The sequence below is a fragment of the Desulfofundulus salinus genome (assembly GCF_003627965.1).
GTDB classification, from domain to species: domain Bacteria; phylum Bacillota; class Desulfotomaculia; order Desulfotomaculales; family Desulfovirgulaceae; genus Desulfofundulus; species Desulfofundulus salinus.
Window position 1 is genome coordinate 2,066,060 of record NZ_RBWE01000001.1, and the last position, 16,424, is coordinate 2,082,483.

A 16,424-nucleotide genomic window follows, 5' to 3' on the forward strand; every position below is an offset into this window, starting at 1 on the left:
AGTCCATTCGCTCCTGCTATAAATCCACTCGGACTCAAAAAAATACATTACGCCGAAATTTTCTTAATCTTTGTCATATTTTCAATTTATATTTAAGTGTAGAGGTTTTGACTTTTGAAGGGGAGGTAATGTCGAATGACTGAAAAAATGGGTACCGGGATGGTTCCCCCGCAGGTAAAAGCTTTCATTGACTGGGCGGCCGAGGACCCGGAAGGTTTTTGGGCGGAAGCTGCCAATAAAGCGGCCCACGATATTCACTGGTTTAAAAAGTGGGATAAAGTATTTACCTGGAACTATCCCACTTTCCAGTGGTTTTCTGGAGGCCTGACCAACATTTGCTATAACTGCATTGACTACAAAGTTAAAAGAGGGAAGGCGGGCCGGGCGGCATTTGTTGCCGAATCGGGAGAAACCGGTGAGGTAAGGGTGGTAACCTACGGCCAGCTCCTTTCCCTGGTAAAACAATATGCAGCTGCATTAAGGGGTTTAGGTGTAAAAAAGGGTGACCGGGTGGCCATCTACATGCCCACGGGCATTGAATCCGTTACCGCCATGCTGGCCTGCGCCCGTATTGGAGCCATCCACGTGGTTATTTTTGCCGGTTTTTCCGCCGGGGCGGTGGCGGATCGCCTGCAAATCACCGGTGCCAGGTACCTCCTTACCCAGGACGAGGGCCTGCGGCGGGGCAAACCAGTACCCTTAAAGAAAATGATTGACGACGCCCTGGCCCTGTGCCCCGAGGATTTAATTGCCAAAGTGGTGGTTTTACAGAAAAATAAAGAGCAAGCACCGCCAATGAAAGCCGGACGGGACATTTTCTGGGACGAGTTCCTGGCCCTGGGCGAAGGGCAGAGTTCAGAAGTGGAACTCATGGAAGCAAACGAGCCCCTCTTCCTCCTGCCCACTTCCGGCACTACGGCCAAGCCCAAGGTCACCGTGCAAAAACACGGCGGCTACCAGATTTACATCTACTCCATGGCCAAGTGGATTTACGCCTTACAGGAAGACGACGTGTGGTTCTGCACTTCGGACATTGGCTGGATTGTGGGGCACAGTTACAACGTTTACGGACCCCTCCTGGTCGGGGCCACCAGCGTCCTTTACGAAGGCACTCCCGACTATCCGCGGCCGGACATGTGGTGGGATATCGTGGAGCGGAACAAGGTTACCGCCATATGGACATCCCCCACCGGTGTGCGGGGCTTGATGAGACTGGGCATTGAGCACGCCAAAAAACACGATTTGACCACGGTCAAAAGAGCCTTCTGTGCCGGAGAAGTATTAAACCCTGCCGCCTGGAGCTGGCTGCAGGAACAGGTATTTGAGAACAAAATTCCCGTCATGGACCACATGTGGCAGACCGAAACATCCGGCCCCATCTTTGCCAACCCGTACGGTCTGGGCATGATTCCCATTAAACCCGGCTCCGCGGGCATTCCGGTACCCGGCATCATCGCTGAAATTGTGGATGACAGGGAAGGCAAGCCCACAGCTCCCGGCGAGAAAGGAATTGTCACCATCCTGAGACCGTTCCCGGGGCTGACCTCCACCCTGTGGAACAACGAGGAAGGTTACCAGAAGGAATACTGGGAGCGGCTACCCTTTACCCAGGGCAGGTATTACTGTGGAGACGCCGCTTCCTTTGATGAGGACGGGTACATCTGGTTTGCCGGCCGCTCCGACGAGGTAATTAAGATTGCCGCCCACAGAATTGGCACCATTGAAATTGAAAACGCCCTCATCTCCCACCCGGCAGTGGTGGAAGCGGGTGTTTCAGGCGTACCCGACGAACTGAAAGGTGAAGTGGCCTGCGCCTTTGTAGTGTTAAAGCAGGGTTACCAGCCCGGCGAAGAAATGAAAAAGGATTTAATTGCCCACGTACGCAACACCATGGGGCCAATTGTCATCATCCGGGACATTCAATTTGTGAGCTCCCTGCCCAAGACCCGCAGCGGTAAAATCATGCGCCGGGTGATGAAATCCCTGTGGGTCGGCAAGGAACTGGGCGACCTCTCGACCATTGAAGAAGAAGCCTCCGTCGACGAAATCCGCGAGGCCATCAAGAAAATGCAACAGAGTTAAAGAGTTAAAAAGAAAGCCTCTCCCACCACGGGAGGGGCTTTCTTACTGTTTGGCCTCCGTACCGTTCACCAGGTTATAGACCTGTTCCTTTAATTCCGGCGGCGCCAGGACAATCAGGACATCGCCGGCCTGGATTACCGTGTCGGCCTGGGGTGAGAGAATTTCCTCTCCTCCGCGGTAAATGGCCAGGATGGTTGAACCTGTTTTGGCCCGGAATTCCGCTTCGGCCAGGGATTTACCCACCAGGGGCGAGGTGGGCAGCACCCGGATTTCTTCTATCCGCTGCAGGTTGCCGGCCATTTTAAAGGTATAATCCAGCAGCTCATTCATGAGCTTCTCAATTTCGCTGTTAATCCGATCCCTTTCCCGCAACAAGCGGTGCAACCGTTCCTGCATATCTCTTAATACCTGGCGATGGCCGCATTCAGCCAGAAAGGCCTCCGCCGCCTTCTGGGATTTAACCACAACCCCTACTCCCGGAGAGACCTGCACAATCCCCGTATCCTGCAGAAGGGTTAAAGCACGGCGGATGGTTTCCGGCGAAACGTTATACTTGCCGGCCAGGGTAGAACGGCCAAAAATCTTCTGCCCTTCACGGTATTCCCCCCGCGCGATGCGGGTGGCTATGTCGATAGCAATGGTGGCGTAACGGGATAAAACATGAGAGCCCAGGGATTCCATGGAGATCTTCTCCTTTACCTAATCCAAATATAGTGTAACCACCGGCAAAAAATTAAATCAAAATCAATCCGGCCCCATCAGGGAGCCGGATTTACAGGATCTATAATCATTCCCCAAACTGGTTAACTAACAGACTTCACTTCGAAGCCCTGTTTTTGTAAATCCTGCACCAGGGATTCAGGCTCCACCGTGCTAAGGCGCAGCATAATTTGCACCCGCTGATTTTCTTTTTCCCGGCAGGCCACACCAATGACATTGATCTGGTGCTCCCTGACCACGGCCAGGATATCGGCCAGGGCACCAATACGATCGCTAACTTCAAGTACTAAGCGAGTCCCCGCTTTGCGCAGGCCAAAGATGCGGATCAGAGCGTCCAGGATATCGGTCTGGGTAATAATGCCTACCAGCCCGTCATCCTCAACTACCGGCAGGCTGCCAATCTTATGCTCCCGCATAATCAAGGCCGCTTCTTCAATGGTGCAGTCCGGCCCCACGGTAATGGGATTGGTTTTCATGACATCCTTTATTACCATTTTGGAAAGCAGGTAATTCATTTCAAAAACACTGAGGGTGGTTGCCGGGGAGGGAGTAACAGTAAGCAGGTCCCGCTCGGTAATCAATCCAACCAGCCGGCCCTTGTCCACCACCGGCAAATGCCTGATCTTATTTTTCTTCATAATGTTTAGAGCTTCCAAAATGGGAGTCCCCGAGTGGATGCTGATGGGGGAAGTGCTCATGTAATCCCGTACAAACATGCTTAAACCTCCCGCTCAAAGCCTTTCCTTTATTATAACATTGCCCCCGGGGAACGCAACGTCAAAAATAACAAAAGTTGGCTTGTACCCCTTTACTTTTTTAGCACGAGGTACCCTGTCTCTCCTTCAATGCCACAAGAACATGCCGCTGGTACTGTACAATCAACCTGTCCAGGCGCCGGCTTAAAGCCAGGAGCTTATCCTGATCCTCCCTGCCCATGCCGTTTAATCTCCGGCGCAGGTGCTCAATTTGCACCCTGAGTTTCCGATCCAAGGCTTTCGCTCCCTCCTCAGTCATTGAAACGAGATAAAAAACCCACGTACTTAGCACGTACTTATCCTTGGAAACGTTGACAAACCTTCTCGTTTTACTTTAGCTTACGTACTTATACGACTGCCGTGTACAATTTTCTTAGAAGGAAGATCCTCTCCCGACCTGACAGCTATTCCATATCATGGTATAATATCTATTAACCGGTACACTTCCCGGACTTTAACTTTTCATGGTTTTCCCCCTTGCTACCAAATACACGCCCTTACTTTTGAAGGGTAATCTTTTCAGCAGCCGCATTGCGCTTGCCGCTGTCGGAGTCGGGGTCAGGCAGTTTCCAACTCCTGGTAGGGAGGCCGAGTTTCAGCATCCATACCGAAACCGTTGCCCTGCCCACACCAAACAGTTGGGCCAGCTGGTCCAGGGTATACCCTTTTTCGTAGTAATAGTGCCTGATAAGTGTTGCTACGGGCTCGCCAAACCTCGCCTCAATTTCGGCCATTTTACTTTTGCGACCGGCCACGTTATCACCTCGTGCACAACGTTTTCTCAATGATAACTTAATGACAAAAATAAAAGTTCCTGCCATTTATTCTAAAGTTATCATACTGATAACTTGCTGTCAAGAGGTTTTTCCGAAATTTTAAGGAATAATTAAGGAATAATATAGTTACACTTCCCTGGTAAAAATTAAGGTGACATTATGAAAAATTATTATGAAGAAATTGGCAAAAGAATAAAGATTGCCCGGGAAGACCGGGGACTCACCCAGGAGCAGCTAGGTGAAAAGCTGGGGTTCACTAAAACAGCCATCAACCTTTACGAAAAAGGGAAAAGGCGGATTTCCATAGATGATTTAAAACGAATATCAACTATTCTGGGCAAGCCCCTGTCCTTTTTTTTGGGGGAAAGTATTGTCCCAATGGAAACCATCAGTACGCTTATCCAGAAACCCCTGGCCGACTTCCTGCCCATCAAACAAGTCCCCCTTTTAGGGACCATACGCGCCGGGGCTTCCCCCTACAGTGAAGCGGATATTCTTGGTTACGTAAGCATCGACAAAGAGCTTGACGCCGATTTTGCCTTTAAGGTAAGGGATGACAGTATGAGCGGGGCCGGAATCATGCCCGGAGATATAGCCATTTGTAAAAAAGTTGACGCGGCAGAGCCGGGCCAGCTAGCTGTCGCATTCATAAACGGAGATGAGGTAGCCGTAAGGTATATCATTTCCGAGGATGGTCTTTGGAAGCTACGTGCGGCCAACCCCCAATATGAAGATGTTCCTTTTAGCCCCAGCGAAAAAAGGATTCATGGCATCGTAGTGTTAATCCAGAAAAAGCCACCAGCATTGGCAGAGAGAGTTTATGCCGGCCAAACCGACGACTGGCTGCAAGTCAGGGAAGTGGCGGCCAAATACGGTATCAGCCCGGAAAAGGCCAAACGGCTACTTGAATCGTTTGGCAGGTTAATGGAAAGTGAACAGGAAGAAGCCGTTAACAACAAAGAAAAGGAGTAAAAAGCCCGACCGACATAAAACCGGCCGGGCTTTTTTGGTTTAATAAGGTTTCCCTTGAGGACGCCAGGCGGAACTGACCGGACACATCGGGCAATTAAAGACACCAAGCAGTAATATTCTTAATGATAGCCCGAAAGATCCCGAGCCACCGAAGCAAGTATGGCACCGGCATCGATTGTTTTGGGTAATAACTTTTCCCGATCACGCTGCAGACGAAAATATGTTGCTTGCATTCAATTTTCGATACTTTTGTGTCTTTAGCTCATTTAGATATGATAAAATAGCAGGTAGAGATGTGGAAGCGAGGTGAACCTCATTGAGTGACCCCAAAGCGCCAGTTCAGGAAAATCGCCCCAATTGCCCGCCCTGCTACCACCCGGTACCGGTAGGCTCCCGGGGAGAGATATGCGTACGCTATGGCTGCTCTCCCAGTTGTGCCGTTTGTCCGCTGGCCAGGGTTAAAAATACACCGGCATGCTTCCAGAGCCTGCCCGGCTTTCCCGAGTATTGTATTTCCGAATATTTTATTCCCGAGTGCAAGCGGTTTTGCAAGTATGCCGTTACGGAAATATGATAACTAATCATCTAAAAAAGTCCGGGGAAAGCTGGATGGACGGGATTTAAATAATTAATTAAAGAATAGATGCCGATTAAAAGAAACAGGCCCGCCACCCAGAAGATCACTATTTTCCGGTGGTTCCAGGTTGTAAAGTCCCACAGGTAAAAATACAAAAGCATATACGGGCACAGGAACAGGAAGAGCCAGGTGATATCCACAAGCCCCACCCCCTATTCTTGCGTTACCAGACTACCCGGGCGCGTTCGTTCACTGCCCCTGTTCGCCAGGCATGGGTTCAATATACCTAACCCTAATTATACTATATCATTTTCAAAACAGGGGGACGCATGTAAAAAAGCAGGCTGTTTTCGGTGGTTACCCAGCCTGCTTTCCTGCTCTTGCCCACAAGCGAAAAATTGCGCCACCGTATGGTTAACGTCCCTGGAATTGCGGCTTGCGCTTGTTTAAAAAGGCCGCAATACCTTCTTCCCGGTCGGCCGTGGCAAATACCAGCCCGAAAAGATCCGCCTCGTGGGCCAGGGCCTTTTCCAGGTCCATTTCCAGTCCTTCATTCACGGCTTCCTTGGTCAACCTTACAGCCACCGGTCCCCGGGCGGCAATGCGTTCGGCCATCCCCCGGCAAAAGTTAAGCAGCTCCTCAGCCGGAACCACATGATTCACCAGGCCGATGCGCCTGGCGGTTTCGGCATCAAACATGTCCGCCGTAAACAAAATCTCCTTGGCCAGGCCGGGGTTGACCAGTCTGGTTAAACGCTGGGTTCCGCCGAAACCGGCAATTAAACCAAGATTCACCTCTGGTTGACCGAATTTAGCCTTTTCCGAGGCGATGCGAATATCACAGGCCATGGCCAGTTCGCACCCACCGCCCAGGGCAAAGCCATTGACGGCAGCAATTACCGGTTTAGGCAGGTTTTCAATCTTGCTCAAAACTTTCTGTCCCAACCGGGCAAAATCCTTAGCCTCCAGGGGGGTCAGCTTGCTCATAAAGGCAATGTCTGCCCCGGCCACAAAGGCCTTCTCCCCCGCACCGGTAATGATGATCACCCGCACCGCCGGGTCTGCCCCCAGCCCCTCAATGGCTCCGTCAATTTCGGTAAGCGTCTCGGCATTTAGAGCGTTCAACACCTGCGGCCGGTTGATGGTGAGTATGGCCACCGGGCCATCCTTTTCCACCAGGATATTATTCCAGGACATTATCCTACCTCCTCTGTTCCGCAAACCTTCAGGTCAGAAGTCACTGGTTGTAAACGTAGAATCCCCGACCGGTCTTACGGCCCAGCCAGCCGGCGGCTACGTATTTTCTCAGGAGGGGACAGGGACGGTACTTGCTGTCACCCAGCTCCCTGTGCAGCACTTCCAAAATGTAAAGACAGGTATCCAGCCCAATGAGATCCGCCAGGGCCAGGGGTCCCATGGGATGGTTCATACCCAGTTTCATCACCTGGTCTACTGCTTCGGGAGTGGCTATTCCTTCGTAAACGCAGAAAATAGCTTCATTAATCATCGGCAGGAGCACCCGGTTGGATACAAAACCCGGAGCATCGTTGACCTCCACGGGCACCTTGCCCATGCGTTCACTCATGGCCTTGACCACCGCAAAGGTTTCATCGGAGGTAGCCAGTCCACGGATAACTTCTACCAGCTTCATTACCGGTACCGGGTTCATAAAGTGCATGCCGATGACCTTTTCCGGCCTTTTCGTTGCCGCGGCAATCTGGGTTATGGGCAGGGACGAGGTGTTGGTGGCCAGGATGGTGTGGGCGGGGCAAATTTCATCCAGTTGTTTAAAAATGCTGGATTTCACTTCCATATTTTCTATAGCCGCTTCAATGACCAGGTCCACATCTTTAGCATCGGCCAGACTTGTGGAAGGTGTAATGCGCGCGAGGATTTCTGCCTTTTGATCTTCCTGCAACCTCCCTTTGCTCACATCCCGGCTCAGGTTCTTTTCGATATTGCTCAGGCCCCGTTGAACAAATTCGTCTTTAATGTCATTTAAAATGACCTGGCAGCCGGCCACTGCCGCCACCTGGGCAATGCCCGAACCCATCTGGCCGGCACCGACAACCATTACCTTTTGTACATCCATAAATCTCCTAAACCTCCCCTAAATATTTTCTACAATCATGGCCATCCCCTGGCCCCCGCCAATGCACATGGTCACCAGGCCGGTGCTAAGATTTCTTCTCTTCATTTCGTGCATAATGGTGACCACCAGCCTGGCCCCCGTGCAGCCTATGGGATGACCCAGAGAAATGCCGCTGCCCAACGGGTTGGTTTTTTCCAGGGTGAGGCCAAGTTCCCTCATACAGGCCAGGGCCTGTGCGGCAAAGGCTTCATTCAGTTCCACCACGTCTATATCCTGGATGGTAAGTCCCGCCTTTTTCAGGGCTTTTCTGACGGCCGGAACCGGCCCGATGCCCATGTAGGCCGGGTCCACCCCGCCGGAAGCGCAGGCTTTAATCGCCACCCAGGGCTTTAGCCCCAGCTCCTTCGCCTTCTCCCGGGACATCAGCACCACTGCCGCTGCGGCGTCATTTATGCCCGAGGCGTTGCCCGCGGTCACTGTTCCATCGGGCCGGAAGACCGGGCGCAATTTAGCCATCTTTTCCATACTGGTATCCATGGGCCGCTCGTCGGTGTCAAAGACTGCCGGCTCGCCTTTCTTCTGGGGCAGGGGTACGGGCACAATTTCTTCTTTAAAAAGCCCTTCTTTAATGGCTGCCCTGGCCCGCTGGTGGCTGAGCAGGCCCAACTCATCCTGTTCCTGGCGGGTGATTCCGTATTTAGCGGCGATGTTTTCCGCAGTATTACCCATGTGGTAGCCGTAGAAAATTTCCCACAGCCCATCGTAAACCATCAGGTCAATGCATTCGCCTTTGGCGTTGACATCCATCCGGTATCCCCAGCGGGCCCGGGGCAGGATATAAGGCGCCTGGCTCATATTCTCCATACCACCGGCCACCACCACCTCCGCCTCGCCGGCCATGATGGCCTGGGCGCCCAGGGCAATGGCTTTTAAGCCCGAACCGCAAACCTTGTTTACCGTAAAGGCGTTGGATTCTTTGGGAATGCCGGCATAAATGGCGGCCTGGCGGGCGGTGTTTTGGCCGCTGCCACCCTGGAGCACATGCCCCATAATGACTTCGTCAACCTGTACTTCCTGCAGGGAGTCATCCCAGTCATAGCAGTTTTGCTCCAAATCCGTTACCGGTTCACCTTTCAGGGCGTCGGGGCCATAATTTAAAAGCTCCTGGCTGGAGACGGGCCTTAAACCGGCCCGTTTTAAGGCTTCTTTAATTACCAGACTGCCCAGCTTGACCACCGGCACATCCTTTAAGGAACCGCCAAAGGCGCCGATGGCCGTACGCACCCCGCTAACTATAACCACTTCTTTCACCGGTGCTCATCTCCTAACATTCTTTTTCTTTCCCGAGGAGCTTTCTGAACTCCCGTGTGAGCAGGGGTACCACCTCAAAGAGGTCACCCACAATCCCGTAATCGGCCACCTTGAAGATATTGGCTTCCGGGTCCTTGTTTATAGCCACAATCACCTTGGATGAGCCCATATTTTGCCCTGCGCGTCGAGGGTGATTTTGGCTTCCGTGTCAAAGGTTTGTTTGGTGAATACTACTACCTTCATCTTCCCCCTCCTTGCATCAGCTATTTGAGCAGATAGTTAGCAATGACAATGCGCTGTACCTCACTGGTACCTTCATAAATTTCCGTAATCTTGGCATCGCGCATCATGCGCTCCACGGGGTACTCCCGGGTATAACCGTAACCGCCGTGAATCTGTACCGCCTTAGTGGTCACCCACATGGCCACTTCCGAGGCATAAAGCTTGGCCATGGCCGACTCCTTACCGTAGGACAGCTTGTTGTCTTTCAAAAAGGCAGCCTGATAAACCAGCAGGCGGGCGGCTTCAATACGGGTGGCCATATCGGCCAGCATCCAGGCAATGCCCTGATTGGCACAAATGGGCCGGCCAAATTGCTCCCGCACCTTACTGTAAGCCAGGGCCTGCTCGAAGGCCCCCTGGGCAATCCCCAGGGCCTGGGCGGCAATACCAATCCGCCCGCCGTCCAAAGTGGCCATGGCAATTTTAAAGCCTTCACCCTCTTTGCCCAGCATATTTTCTTTGGGGATACGGCAATTATCAAAAACCAGTTCGTAGGTATAGGAGGCCCGGATACCCATCTTGTGCTCCTTCTTGCCAAAGGCAAATCCCGGCGTACCCTTTTCCACAATAAAAGCGGTTGTACCCCGGTGTTTCTTGCTCATATCCGGATCCGTGCGGGCAATAACAACGTAAACGTCCGCCCGCCCACCATTGGTAATAAAAATCTTGGTTCCATTGAGCACGTACTCATCCCCGTCCCGCACGGCGCTTAATTTTACCGCCCCGGCATCGGAACCCGCAGAGGGCTCGGTCAGACCCAGAGCCCCAATTTTTTTCCCTTCCGCCAGGGGAACCAGGTATTTACTCTTCTGCTCCTCGGTGCCAAAAGCGTAGATGGGCCAGCTACACAGGGAGGTATGGGCCGAGATCAGCACCCCGGTGGAAGCACAAACCCGGCTCAATTCCTCCACCGCAATGGCATAACTGAGGTTGTCCATACCCGCTCCACCATACTCTTCGGGAAAGGGAATGCCGGTTAAACCCATCTCGGCCATCTTATCCCAAAGGGACCAGTCGTACTCTTCCGTTTCATCCATTTCGGCCGCCTTGGGAGCCACCTCGTTCTCGGCAAAGTCGCGTACGGTCTGGCGCAGCAATTGTTGTTCTTCCGTAAGCACAAAGTTCATAAATCTCTCCCCTTTTTCTATTCTCAACTTTTAATTTGAACACCTTTCCCCCATAAAAAACTTTTTGATAACCGCTGGCCCGGTTAAAGAATGTAACCAGTCTCCTTTGCAAGCGCCGTGCCTGACTTTTTAGAAAACTCTAACTTGACCTGCAAGGGCAGCAATTCCAACAACCTGTAAACCTTTCCTCAACAGAAATGAGGGATAAAACGTGCCTTCGCCATAGACATTGGGTGCCGCCTGAAATACCGGGATGGATGGAAAAGGTTTACGTAACCGGGCCGCCAAACTGGTGTTTACATAAGTAAACATGACCAGCCCACAGCTAGACATCCGGCTTTTGGGTCCGGTCAGGTTTGTACCATTGTTCTCTTAGTAGCATATTCTTTTTTTCAGCAAGAATCAAGAACACATGGATAAAGGCCGGGCAATTTTTCCCGGCCTTTGCTTTCTCGTAATTACCTGTGCTTACCGGCCCACTCCCGTTCCCGCAACTCCACCCGCCGAATCTTACCGCTGATAGTTTTAGGCAGTGATTCCACAAATTCAACCTTCCGCGGGTACTTATAAGGTGCGGTAATCTTCTTAACATGCTCCTGCAGTTCTTTTACCAGTTTGTCGGAGGGCTGATAACCCGGTGCCAGCACCACAAAAGCCTTCACTACCTCGCCGCGAATCTCGTCGGGGCTGGATACCACGGCCGATTCGGCCACCGCCGGGTGTTCCAAAAGGGCGCTTTCCACTTCAAAGGGACCAATACGATAACCCGCGGCCAGGATTACGTCATCGGCGCGCCCCACAAACCAGAAGTAGCCATCCTCATCTCTGTATGCCCGGTCACCGGTGATGTACCAGTCACCACGGTATACGCTGGCCGTTTTTTCGGGATTCTTCCAGTACTCCTTGAAGAGCCCCACCGGACGTCCGGGTTTTACCCTTACGGCCACATCCCCTTCGGTGTTGGGCGGCAGGATATTGCCTTCCTCGTCAATAACCTGGACGTCAAAGCCGGGGGAAGGTTTACCCATGGAGCCGAAACGGGGCTCAATACAGGGGAAGCTGCCACACAGCAGCACCGATTCGGTCTGGCCGTAACCATCACGGATGATTAAACCGGTAGCTTCTTTCCAGATTTCAATAACCTCCGGGTTCAGGGGCTCACCGGCACCCACACAGTGGCGCAGGGTGGGGAACTTGTACTGGCTCAAATCTTCCAGCACAATCATCCGGTAATTGGTCGGCGCTCCGCAAAGGGTGGTGATGGGATATTTCTGCAGCAGCTCCAGGGTTTTCTTGGGGCTAAAACGGGAAGTATGGTGGACAAATATGGCCGCTCCCATATTCCAGGGACCATAGAAGCTGCTCCAGGCCGCCTTGGCCCAACCCGTATCGCTTAAATTCCAGTGCAGATCATCCGGGCGCAGGTCCAGCCAGTATTTTCCGGTAACGATATGCCCAATGGGGTAACTGGCATGGGTATGCACTGTCATCTTTGGATAGCCCGTAGTTCCCGAGGTGAAGTACAAAATGGCGTTGTCATCACTCCTGGTATTTACCGTGGTAAAGTCGTCGCTGGCCCTGGCCACGGCTTCCTTATAATCCAGCCAGCCCTGCCGGGGCTCGCCAACGATAATGCGGGACTTTACCGTGGGGCATTCCCCAACAACCTCGTCTACCTTGGGAGCATTATCGTTATCGGTGATGACACAAACCGCTTCCGCCGTCTCCAGACGGTACTTGATGTCCTTGGCGGTCAGCTGGGTGGTGCCGGGGCTAATTACCACACCCAGGCGCAGGCAGGCCAGGTTGATCTCCCACCACTCGATCAAACGGGGCAGGATGACCACCACCACATCGCCCTGTTTTACCCCCTGTTCCCGGAAGACGTTGGCTGCCCGTTTGGAAGCCCTGGAAAAGTCAAGAAAAGTCTTGCGCACCTCGTTGCCCTCATCGTCAACCCACAGCATGGCCAGCTTGCTGGGATCCTGGGCCCACTTATCAATGACATCCCGGGCAAAGTTAAAATACTCGGGCTTTTCCCATTTAAATTCTGCATAGGTTTTATCATAATCCACCATGTTGTGCTGGCTCAACTTTGCTTCCTCCTTTAATGGATTACCGGCCTCGTACCGGGGTATCCCCATTTTCAATTGAGCCGGGCGCGAGACCGCTCCATTATGGCCGTCCTAACAGGGGCAATCCCGCGACCGTGCTCTTTTGAGGGATTGTGCTACTACAGCTGCTCAAAACCATACCAGCCCGCGAAGTCGTTTTAGTACCCTTTGTCACCCCCTCCCGCCGATTGCCGAAAATTCTACCATGCAATAATAACACCACAATTCTGACTTTTTACCTGGTAGTTGGTTAATTAGCGGAAGGGAACTGGTACCCAGGGACACACGCGTGAAAAAATTTGCACGTATATCCAAAAGAGTTGGTGGGTTAAACCCCCAAAATGAGTTGTCGGTGTGTAAATTTTAATAGACATGTTTTTGAGCGTATCCAAGAAAAAAGATTTACCCCTGTGCCTTTTTGGCCGCCACTATGACCTTTACCTGCTCCACAGTGCCAACATCTTCAAGACCGGTAATATCTCCCTTTATTTCCCCGCCGACGACAATTTCCTTGAGCAGCCGGCGCATGATCTAGTTCCGTCTGCAACAGGGTAACCACCTCCTTCATACTGACATTTTCACTGACGGATTTTACCCTGACAATATCACAGACGGATCACAGGCCAGGGTTTTCCCCTGCCTGAAGGCCACCGTCACCTGGGCAAGAAACCCTTTTACATCGGGCAGCTGGTTCTCCCCTGCCAGAGCATGCAGGTGGGCGGGCAAATGGTGCGGTTGAATAACCTTTTCTTTATCCACCAGGTTAAAGGCCCGCTCCAAACAGTTCTCCAGCTCACGCACATTTCCCGGCCAGGTCAAGCATTTGAGGGCTCAGGCCGACAATATGATCCGCCGCAAAATGCTCCTTTTGAACCCTGGAGGAAAGTTTTGGGGGGTGATGTCTCACTGATTACCACCGGTCCTTCCTGAATAGAAAAATTAAGAGGCGCCAGAGCAACTGGTTGGCTTTCGGGAAAGGGAATTTGAATTGATTAACTACTCTTAATATTGTAACACCCCCCTGGTGTAAACTTAAAAAGCAAAGGCCATCCAACGGGGGATGGCCTTTGCGTGCTTTCAGGCGATTTTCGCCCTGGCCAGATGCCGGCTCAAAGCTTCCTGGTAGAGCTGTAAATATTCCACTGCGGAACGGGCCCAGGAAAAGTCCAGCTCCATAGCCCTTTTTATCAGTTGTTTCCACTCGTCCGGCCGCTCCGTGTACAGGGAGAGGGCCCGCTGAATGGCGTGGTACAGGGCTTCTCCTTCATATTCGGAAAAGACGAAACCATTTCCGGAACCGGTGGCCGGATTGTAATCGTGGACCGTATCGGCCAGCCCACCGGTAGCCCGGACAATGGGAATAGTCCCGTAACGCATGGCAATCAATTGCCCCAGGCCGCAGGGCTCAAAGCGAGAGGGCATCAAGAACATGTCGGCACCGGCATAAATGCGCTGGGCCAGAATTGCGTTAAAACCGATGTAGACACCAGCTCTTTCAGGGTAACGATTGTGGATGTCCCTGAACATATCTTCATAGCGCCTGTCACCGCTACCCAGAACCACAAATTGCACATCATGGGAAAGCAACCGGTCGGCAATCTGGGCAATTAGGTCGAGCCCTTTTTGATCCACCAGGCGCGAGATCATCCCCAGCACCGGGACATCCCTTACGGGCAGATTCATTTCTTTTTGCAGGGCGTATTTGTTTTCCTTTTTATTTTCAATGCTGTTCTGGTCGTAGTTCCGGTGAATACGGGGATCGGTTTTGGGGTTAAATTCATGGTAATTAATGCCATTAACTATCCCGTATAGATCGTGGGTACGTTTACGCAACAGGCCGTCCAACCGCTCCCCCAGCTCCGGTCGCTGGATCTCGGCCGCGTAAGTTTTACTGACCGTGTTAATGACATCGGCATACAATATGCCCATTTTCATGTAACTGACCGTGCCGTAAAACTCAAGCAACTCGGGAGTAAAATACTCCTCCCCCACCCCCAAAAGCTTTAGCGTCTCTTTGGGGAAGTTGCCCTGATATTGCAGGTTGTGGATGGTAAACACCGTAGCTATACGGTTGCAAAACGGGTCCTGGGCGTAGCGAACTTTCAGGAAAAAGGGAATGGGACCGGTCTGCCAGTCGTTGCAGTGAATAATATCCGGTTGCCAGTTGAGGCGCGGCAACATTTCCAGCACGGCCCGGCAGAAGAAGGTAAAACGTTCGGCCTCGTCGGGAAACATGTACATGCCGTCCCGGTAAAAGTAATGGTGATTATCCACCAGGTACACCGGGATGATGCGATGCTCCCCCTGGTAATAGGCCTCGATGGTACTCTCCCGGATGATGGCCGTCTCGGCCCGGTTGTTGAAAAATACCGGAAAATCCATGCGGTAGGTGGCCTTTTCAATTCCCTTGTAATGGGGCATGGCTACCCGCACATCGTTCCCGAGGTTATCATTACCCACGGTAGCCAGAGCCTTGGGCAGGGAGCCGGCCACATCGGCCAGCCCCCCCGTCTTGGCAAAGGGAACGACTTCGGACGAAACCAGCAAAATCTTCAGCGGCCGATCAAACATACTGTACTGCCTCCCTTTCTCCCCCGGCATAAACTGGAGGCGGACAGAAGACTTCCTGTTCCCGCAGGACCTCCGCCGCCATTTCCGGTGGCGTGGGGTTAATATAAAAGCCCGTACCCAATTCAAAGCCGGCCATTATGGTTAGACGGGGCAGGATTTCCAGATGCCAGTGGTAATGAATCGTATCCGGCTCATTTACCGGTGCGGTGTGCAGGACCATATTGAAGGGCGGGCCACCCACACTTTGCCGCAAGCGCAACAGGGTGCTGCGCAGTACCCGGGCCAGGTCGCGCACCTGCTCCTCCCGGATGCTGGCAAAGTCATGCTGGTGTTCCCGGGGTACAATCCAGGTTTCAAAAGGAAACCGGGAAGCAAAAGGGGCAAAACTGATGAATTTATCTGTTTCAAGAACCACCCGCTGCCGCTCGGAAACTTCCTGGGCCAGCACATCGCAAAGGACACACCGGCCGGTAGACCAGGCGTAATGTTTAAAGCCCTGCATTTCCTCCTGTATATCCACCGGAACCATGGGCGTGGCTAAAATCTGGGAGTGGGTATGCTCCAGGGAAGCTCCGGCAGTCTGACCAAAGTTTTTAAAGATTTGGATATATTTCAGCCGGGTATCCCGGCGGAGATCCAGGGAGCGCTGCTGCCAGGCCCAGATAACCTCCTCCAGCTGGCGCTCATCCAGGGCATCCAGGTAAGCTTCATGATCCGGAGCCTCCACCACCACCTCATGGGCACCCAGGCCATCCATTACATCGTAGACCCCATGGCGGCGCACGCCGGTTTGAGCCTCGATACGTACCGCCGGAAACTTGTTCGGAACCACCCTTACCCACCAGCCCGGCATATCCGGTGAGGTGCCCCTTTCCCGGAAGGCCAGGACCTCCGGTGGTGTATCCCCTTCATGTCCCGGACACAAGGGACATCGTCCGCCCTTTTTTTCGTTTTGCGGCACCTTGAAGTCGCAGGGACGTTTGCCCCTTTCGGTGGCAATGACTACCCAGCGCTTCACCAACGGATCCTTTCTCCATTCGGGCAC

General features: G+C 52.6%; 17 protein-coding genes and 1 pseudogene. 3 read left to right on the forward strand and 15 right to left on the reverse strand.

Annotated features, from left to right (window positions below; genetic code table 11):
• Positions 1-135: 135 nt before the first annotated feature.
• The gene (locus tag D7024_RS10605; RefSeq protein WP_121451779.1) at positions 136-2,082 is read left to right on the forward strand and encodes an acetate--CoA ligase; all 1,947 of its coding nucleotides are present in this window, start codon (positions 136-138) and stop codon (positions 2,080-2,082) included.
• Positions 2,083-2,124: 42 nt separating this feature from the next.
• Here D7024_RS10605 and D7024_RS10610 read toward each other — a convergent pair whose 3' ends face one another.
• The 4 genes from D7024_RS10610 to D7024_RS10625 form a co-directional block, all read right to left on the reverse strand.
• A complete protein-coding gene (locus D7024_RS10610; RefSeq protein WP_121451780.1) occupies positions 2,125-2,763 on the reverse strand; it encodes a GntR family transcriptional regulator in 639 nt (212 codons plus the stop codon).
• Between the two features lie 122 nt (positions 2,764-2,885).
• Positions 2,886-3,518, reverse strand: a complete 633-nt coding sequence (locus tag D7024_RS10615; RefSeq protein ID WP_121451781.1) for a CBS and ACT domain-containing protein — start codon at positions 3,516-3,518, stop codon at positions 2,886-2,888.
• A 100-nt stretch (positions 3,519-3,618) separates the two neighbouring features.
• Positions 3,619-3,792, reverse strand: coding sequence for an aspartyl-phosphate phosphatase Spo0E family protein (locus D7024_RS10620; RefSeq protein ID WP_165859345.1), 174 nt, complete (start codon positions 3,790-3,792; stop codon positions 3,619-3,621).
• 262 nt (positions 3,793-4,054) lie between these two features.
• A complete protein-coding gene (locus tag D7024_RS10625; RefSeq protein WP_121451783.1) occupies positions 4,055-4,312 on the reverse strand; it encodes a transposase family protein in 258 nt (85 codons plus the stop codon).
• Positions 4,313-4,492: 180 nt separating this feature from the next.
• Here D7024_RS10625 and D7024_RS10630 point away from each other — a divergent pair, with 180 nt between their 5' ends.
• The gene (locus D7024_RS10630; RefSeq protein ID WP_121451784.1) at positions 4,493-5,305 is read left to right on the forward strand and encodes a LexA family protein; all 813 of its coding nucleotides are present in this window, start codon (positions 4,493-4,495) and stop codon (positions 5,303-5,305) included.
• A gap of 316 nt (positions 5,306-5,621) precedes the next feature.
• A complete protein-coding gene (locus tag D7024_RS10635) occupies positions 5,622-5,879 on the forward strand; it encodes a hypothetical protein (protein ID WP_121451785.1) in 258 nt (85 codons plus the stop codon).
• Between the two features lie 11 nt (positions 5,880-5,890).
• Here the strand turns inward: D7024_RS10635 and D7024_RS10640 are convergent, their stop codons facing one another.
• The 11 genes and pseudogenes from D7024_RS10640 to galT all read right to left on the reverse strand — a co-directional run bounded on the left by D7024_RS10640 (position 5,891) and on the right by galT (position 16,424).
• Positions 5,891-6,082 (reverse strand): hypothetical protein, encoded by a 192-nt coding sequence (locus tag D7024_RS10640; protein WP_121451786.1) that lies wholly within the window; start codon positions 6,080-6,082, stop codon positions 5,891-5,893.
• Positions 6,083-6,296: 214 nt separating this feature from the next.
• Positions 6,297-7,079 (reverse strand): enoyl-CoA hydratase-related protein, encoded by a 783-nt coding sequence (locus D7024_RS10645; protein ID WP_121451787.1) that lies wholly within the window; start codon positions 7,077-7,079, stop codon positions 6,297-6,299.
• Between the two features lie 40 nt (positions 7,080-7,119).
• Entirely contained in the window at positions 7,120-7,974 is an 855-nt protein-coding gene (locus D7024_RS10650) for a 3-hydroxybutyryl-CoA dehydrogenase (protein WP_121451788.1), read from the reverse strand.
• 18 nt (positions 7,975-7,992) lie between these two features.
• On the reverse strand, positions 7,993-9,285 hold the full coding sequence (locus tag D7024_RS10655; RefSeq protein ID WP_121451789.1) for an acetyl-CoA C-acetyltransferase: 1,293 nt from the start codon (positions 9,283-9,285) through the stop codon (positions 7,993-7,995).
• A gap of 13 nt (positions 9,286-9,298) precedes the next feature.
• A pseudogene (locus D7024_RS10660) lies at positions 9,299-9,454 on the reverse strand (electron transfer flavoprotein subunit alpha/FixB family protein); the annotation flags it as partial.
• A gap of 94 nt (positions 9,455-9,548) precedes the next feature.
• Positions 9,549-10,694, reverse strand: coding sequence for an acyl-CoA dehydrogenase (locus D7024_RS10665; RefSeq protein ID WP_121451790.1), 1,146 nt, complete (start codon positions 10,692-10,694; stop codon positions 9,549-9,551).
• Positions 10,695-11,152: 458 nt separating this feature from the next.
• On the reverse strand, positions 11,153-12,772 hold the full coding sequence (locus D7024_RS10670; protein ID WP_165859417.1) for an AMP-binding protein: 1,620 nt from the start codon (positions 12,770-12,772) through the stop codon (positions 11,153-11,155).
• 438 nt (positions 12,773-13,210) lie between these two features.
• A complete protein-coding gene (locus D7024_RS15410; RefSeq protein ID WP_279220996.1) occupies positions 13,211-13,336 on the reverse strand; it encodes a hypothetical protein in 126 nt (41 codons plus the stop codon).
• A 63-nt stretch (positions 13,337-13,399) separates the two neighbouring features.
• Entirely contained in the window at positions 13,400-13,627 is a 228-nt protein-coding gene (locus D7024_RS10675; RefSeq protein ID WP_121451792.1) for an AAA-type ATPase lid domain-containing protein, read from the reverse strand.
• A gap of 258 nt (positions 13,628-13,885) precedes the next feature.
• The gene (gene glgA, locus D7024_RS10680) at positions 13,886-15,379 is read right to left on the reverse strand and encodes a glycogen synthase GlgA (RefSeq protein WP_121451793.1); all 1,494 of its coding nucleotides are present in this window, start codon (positions 15,377-15,379) and stop codon (positions 13,886-13,888) included.
• Positions 15,372-16,424 (reverse strand): galactose-1-phosphate uridylyltransferase, encoded by a 1,053-nt coding sequence (gene galT / locus D7024_RS10685; RefSeq protein WP_121451794.1) that lies wholly within the window; start codon positions 16,422-16,424, stop codon positions 15,372-15,374. Before galT ends, glgA begins: the two co-directional genes overlap by 8 nt.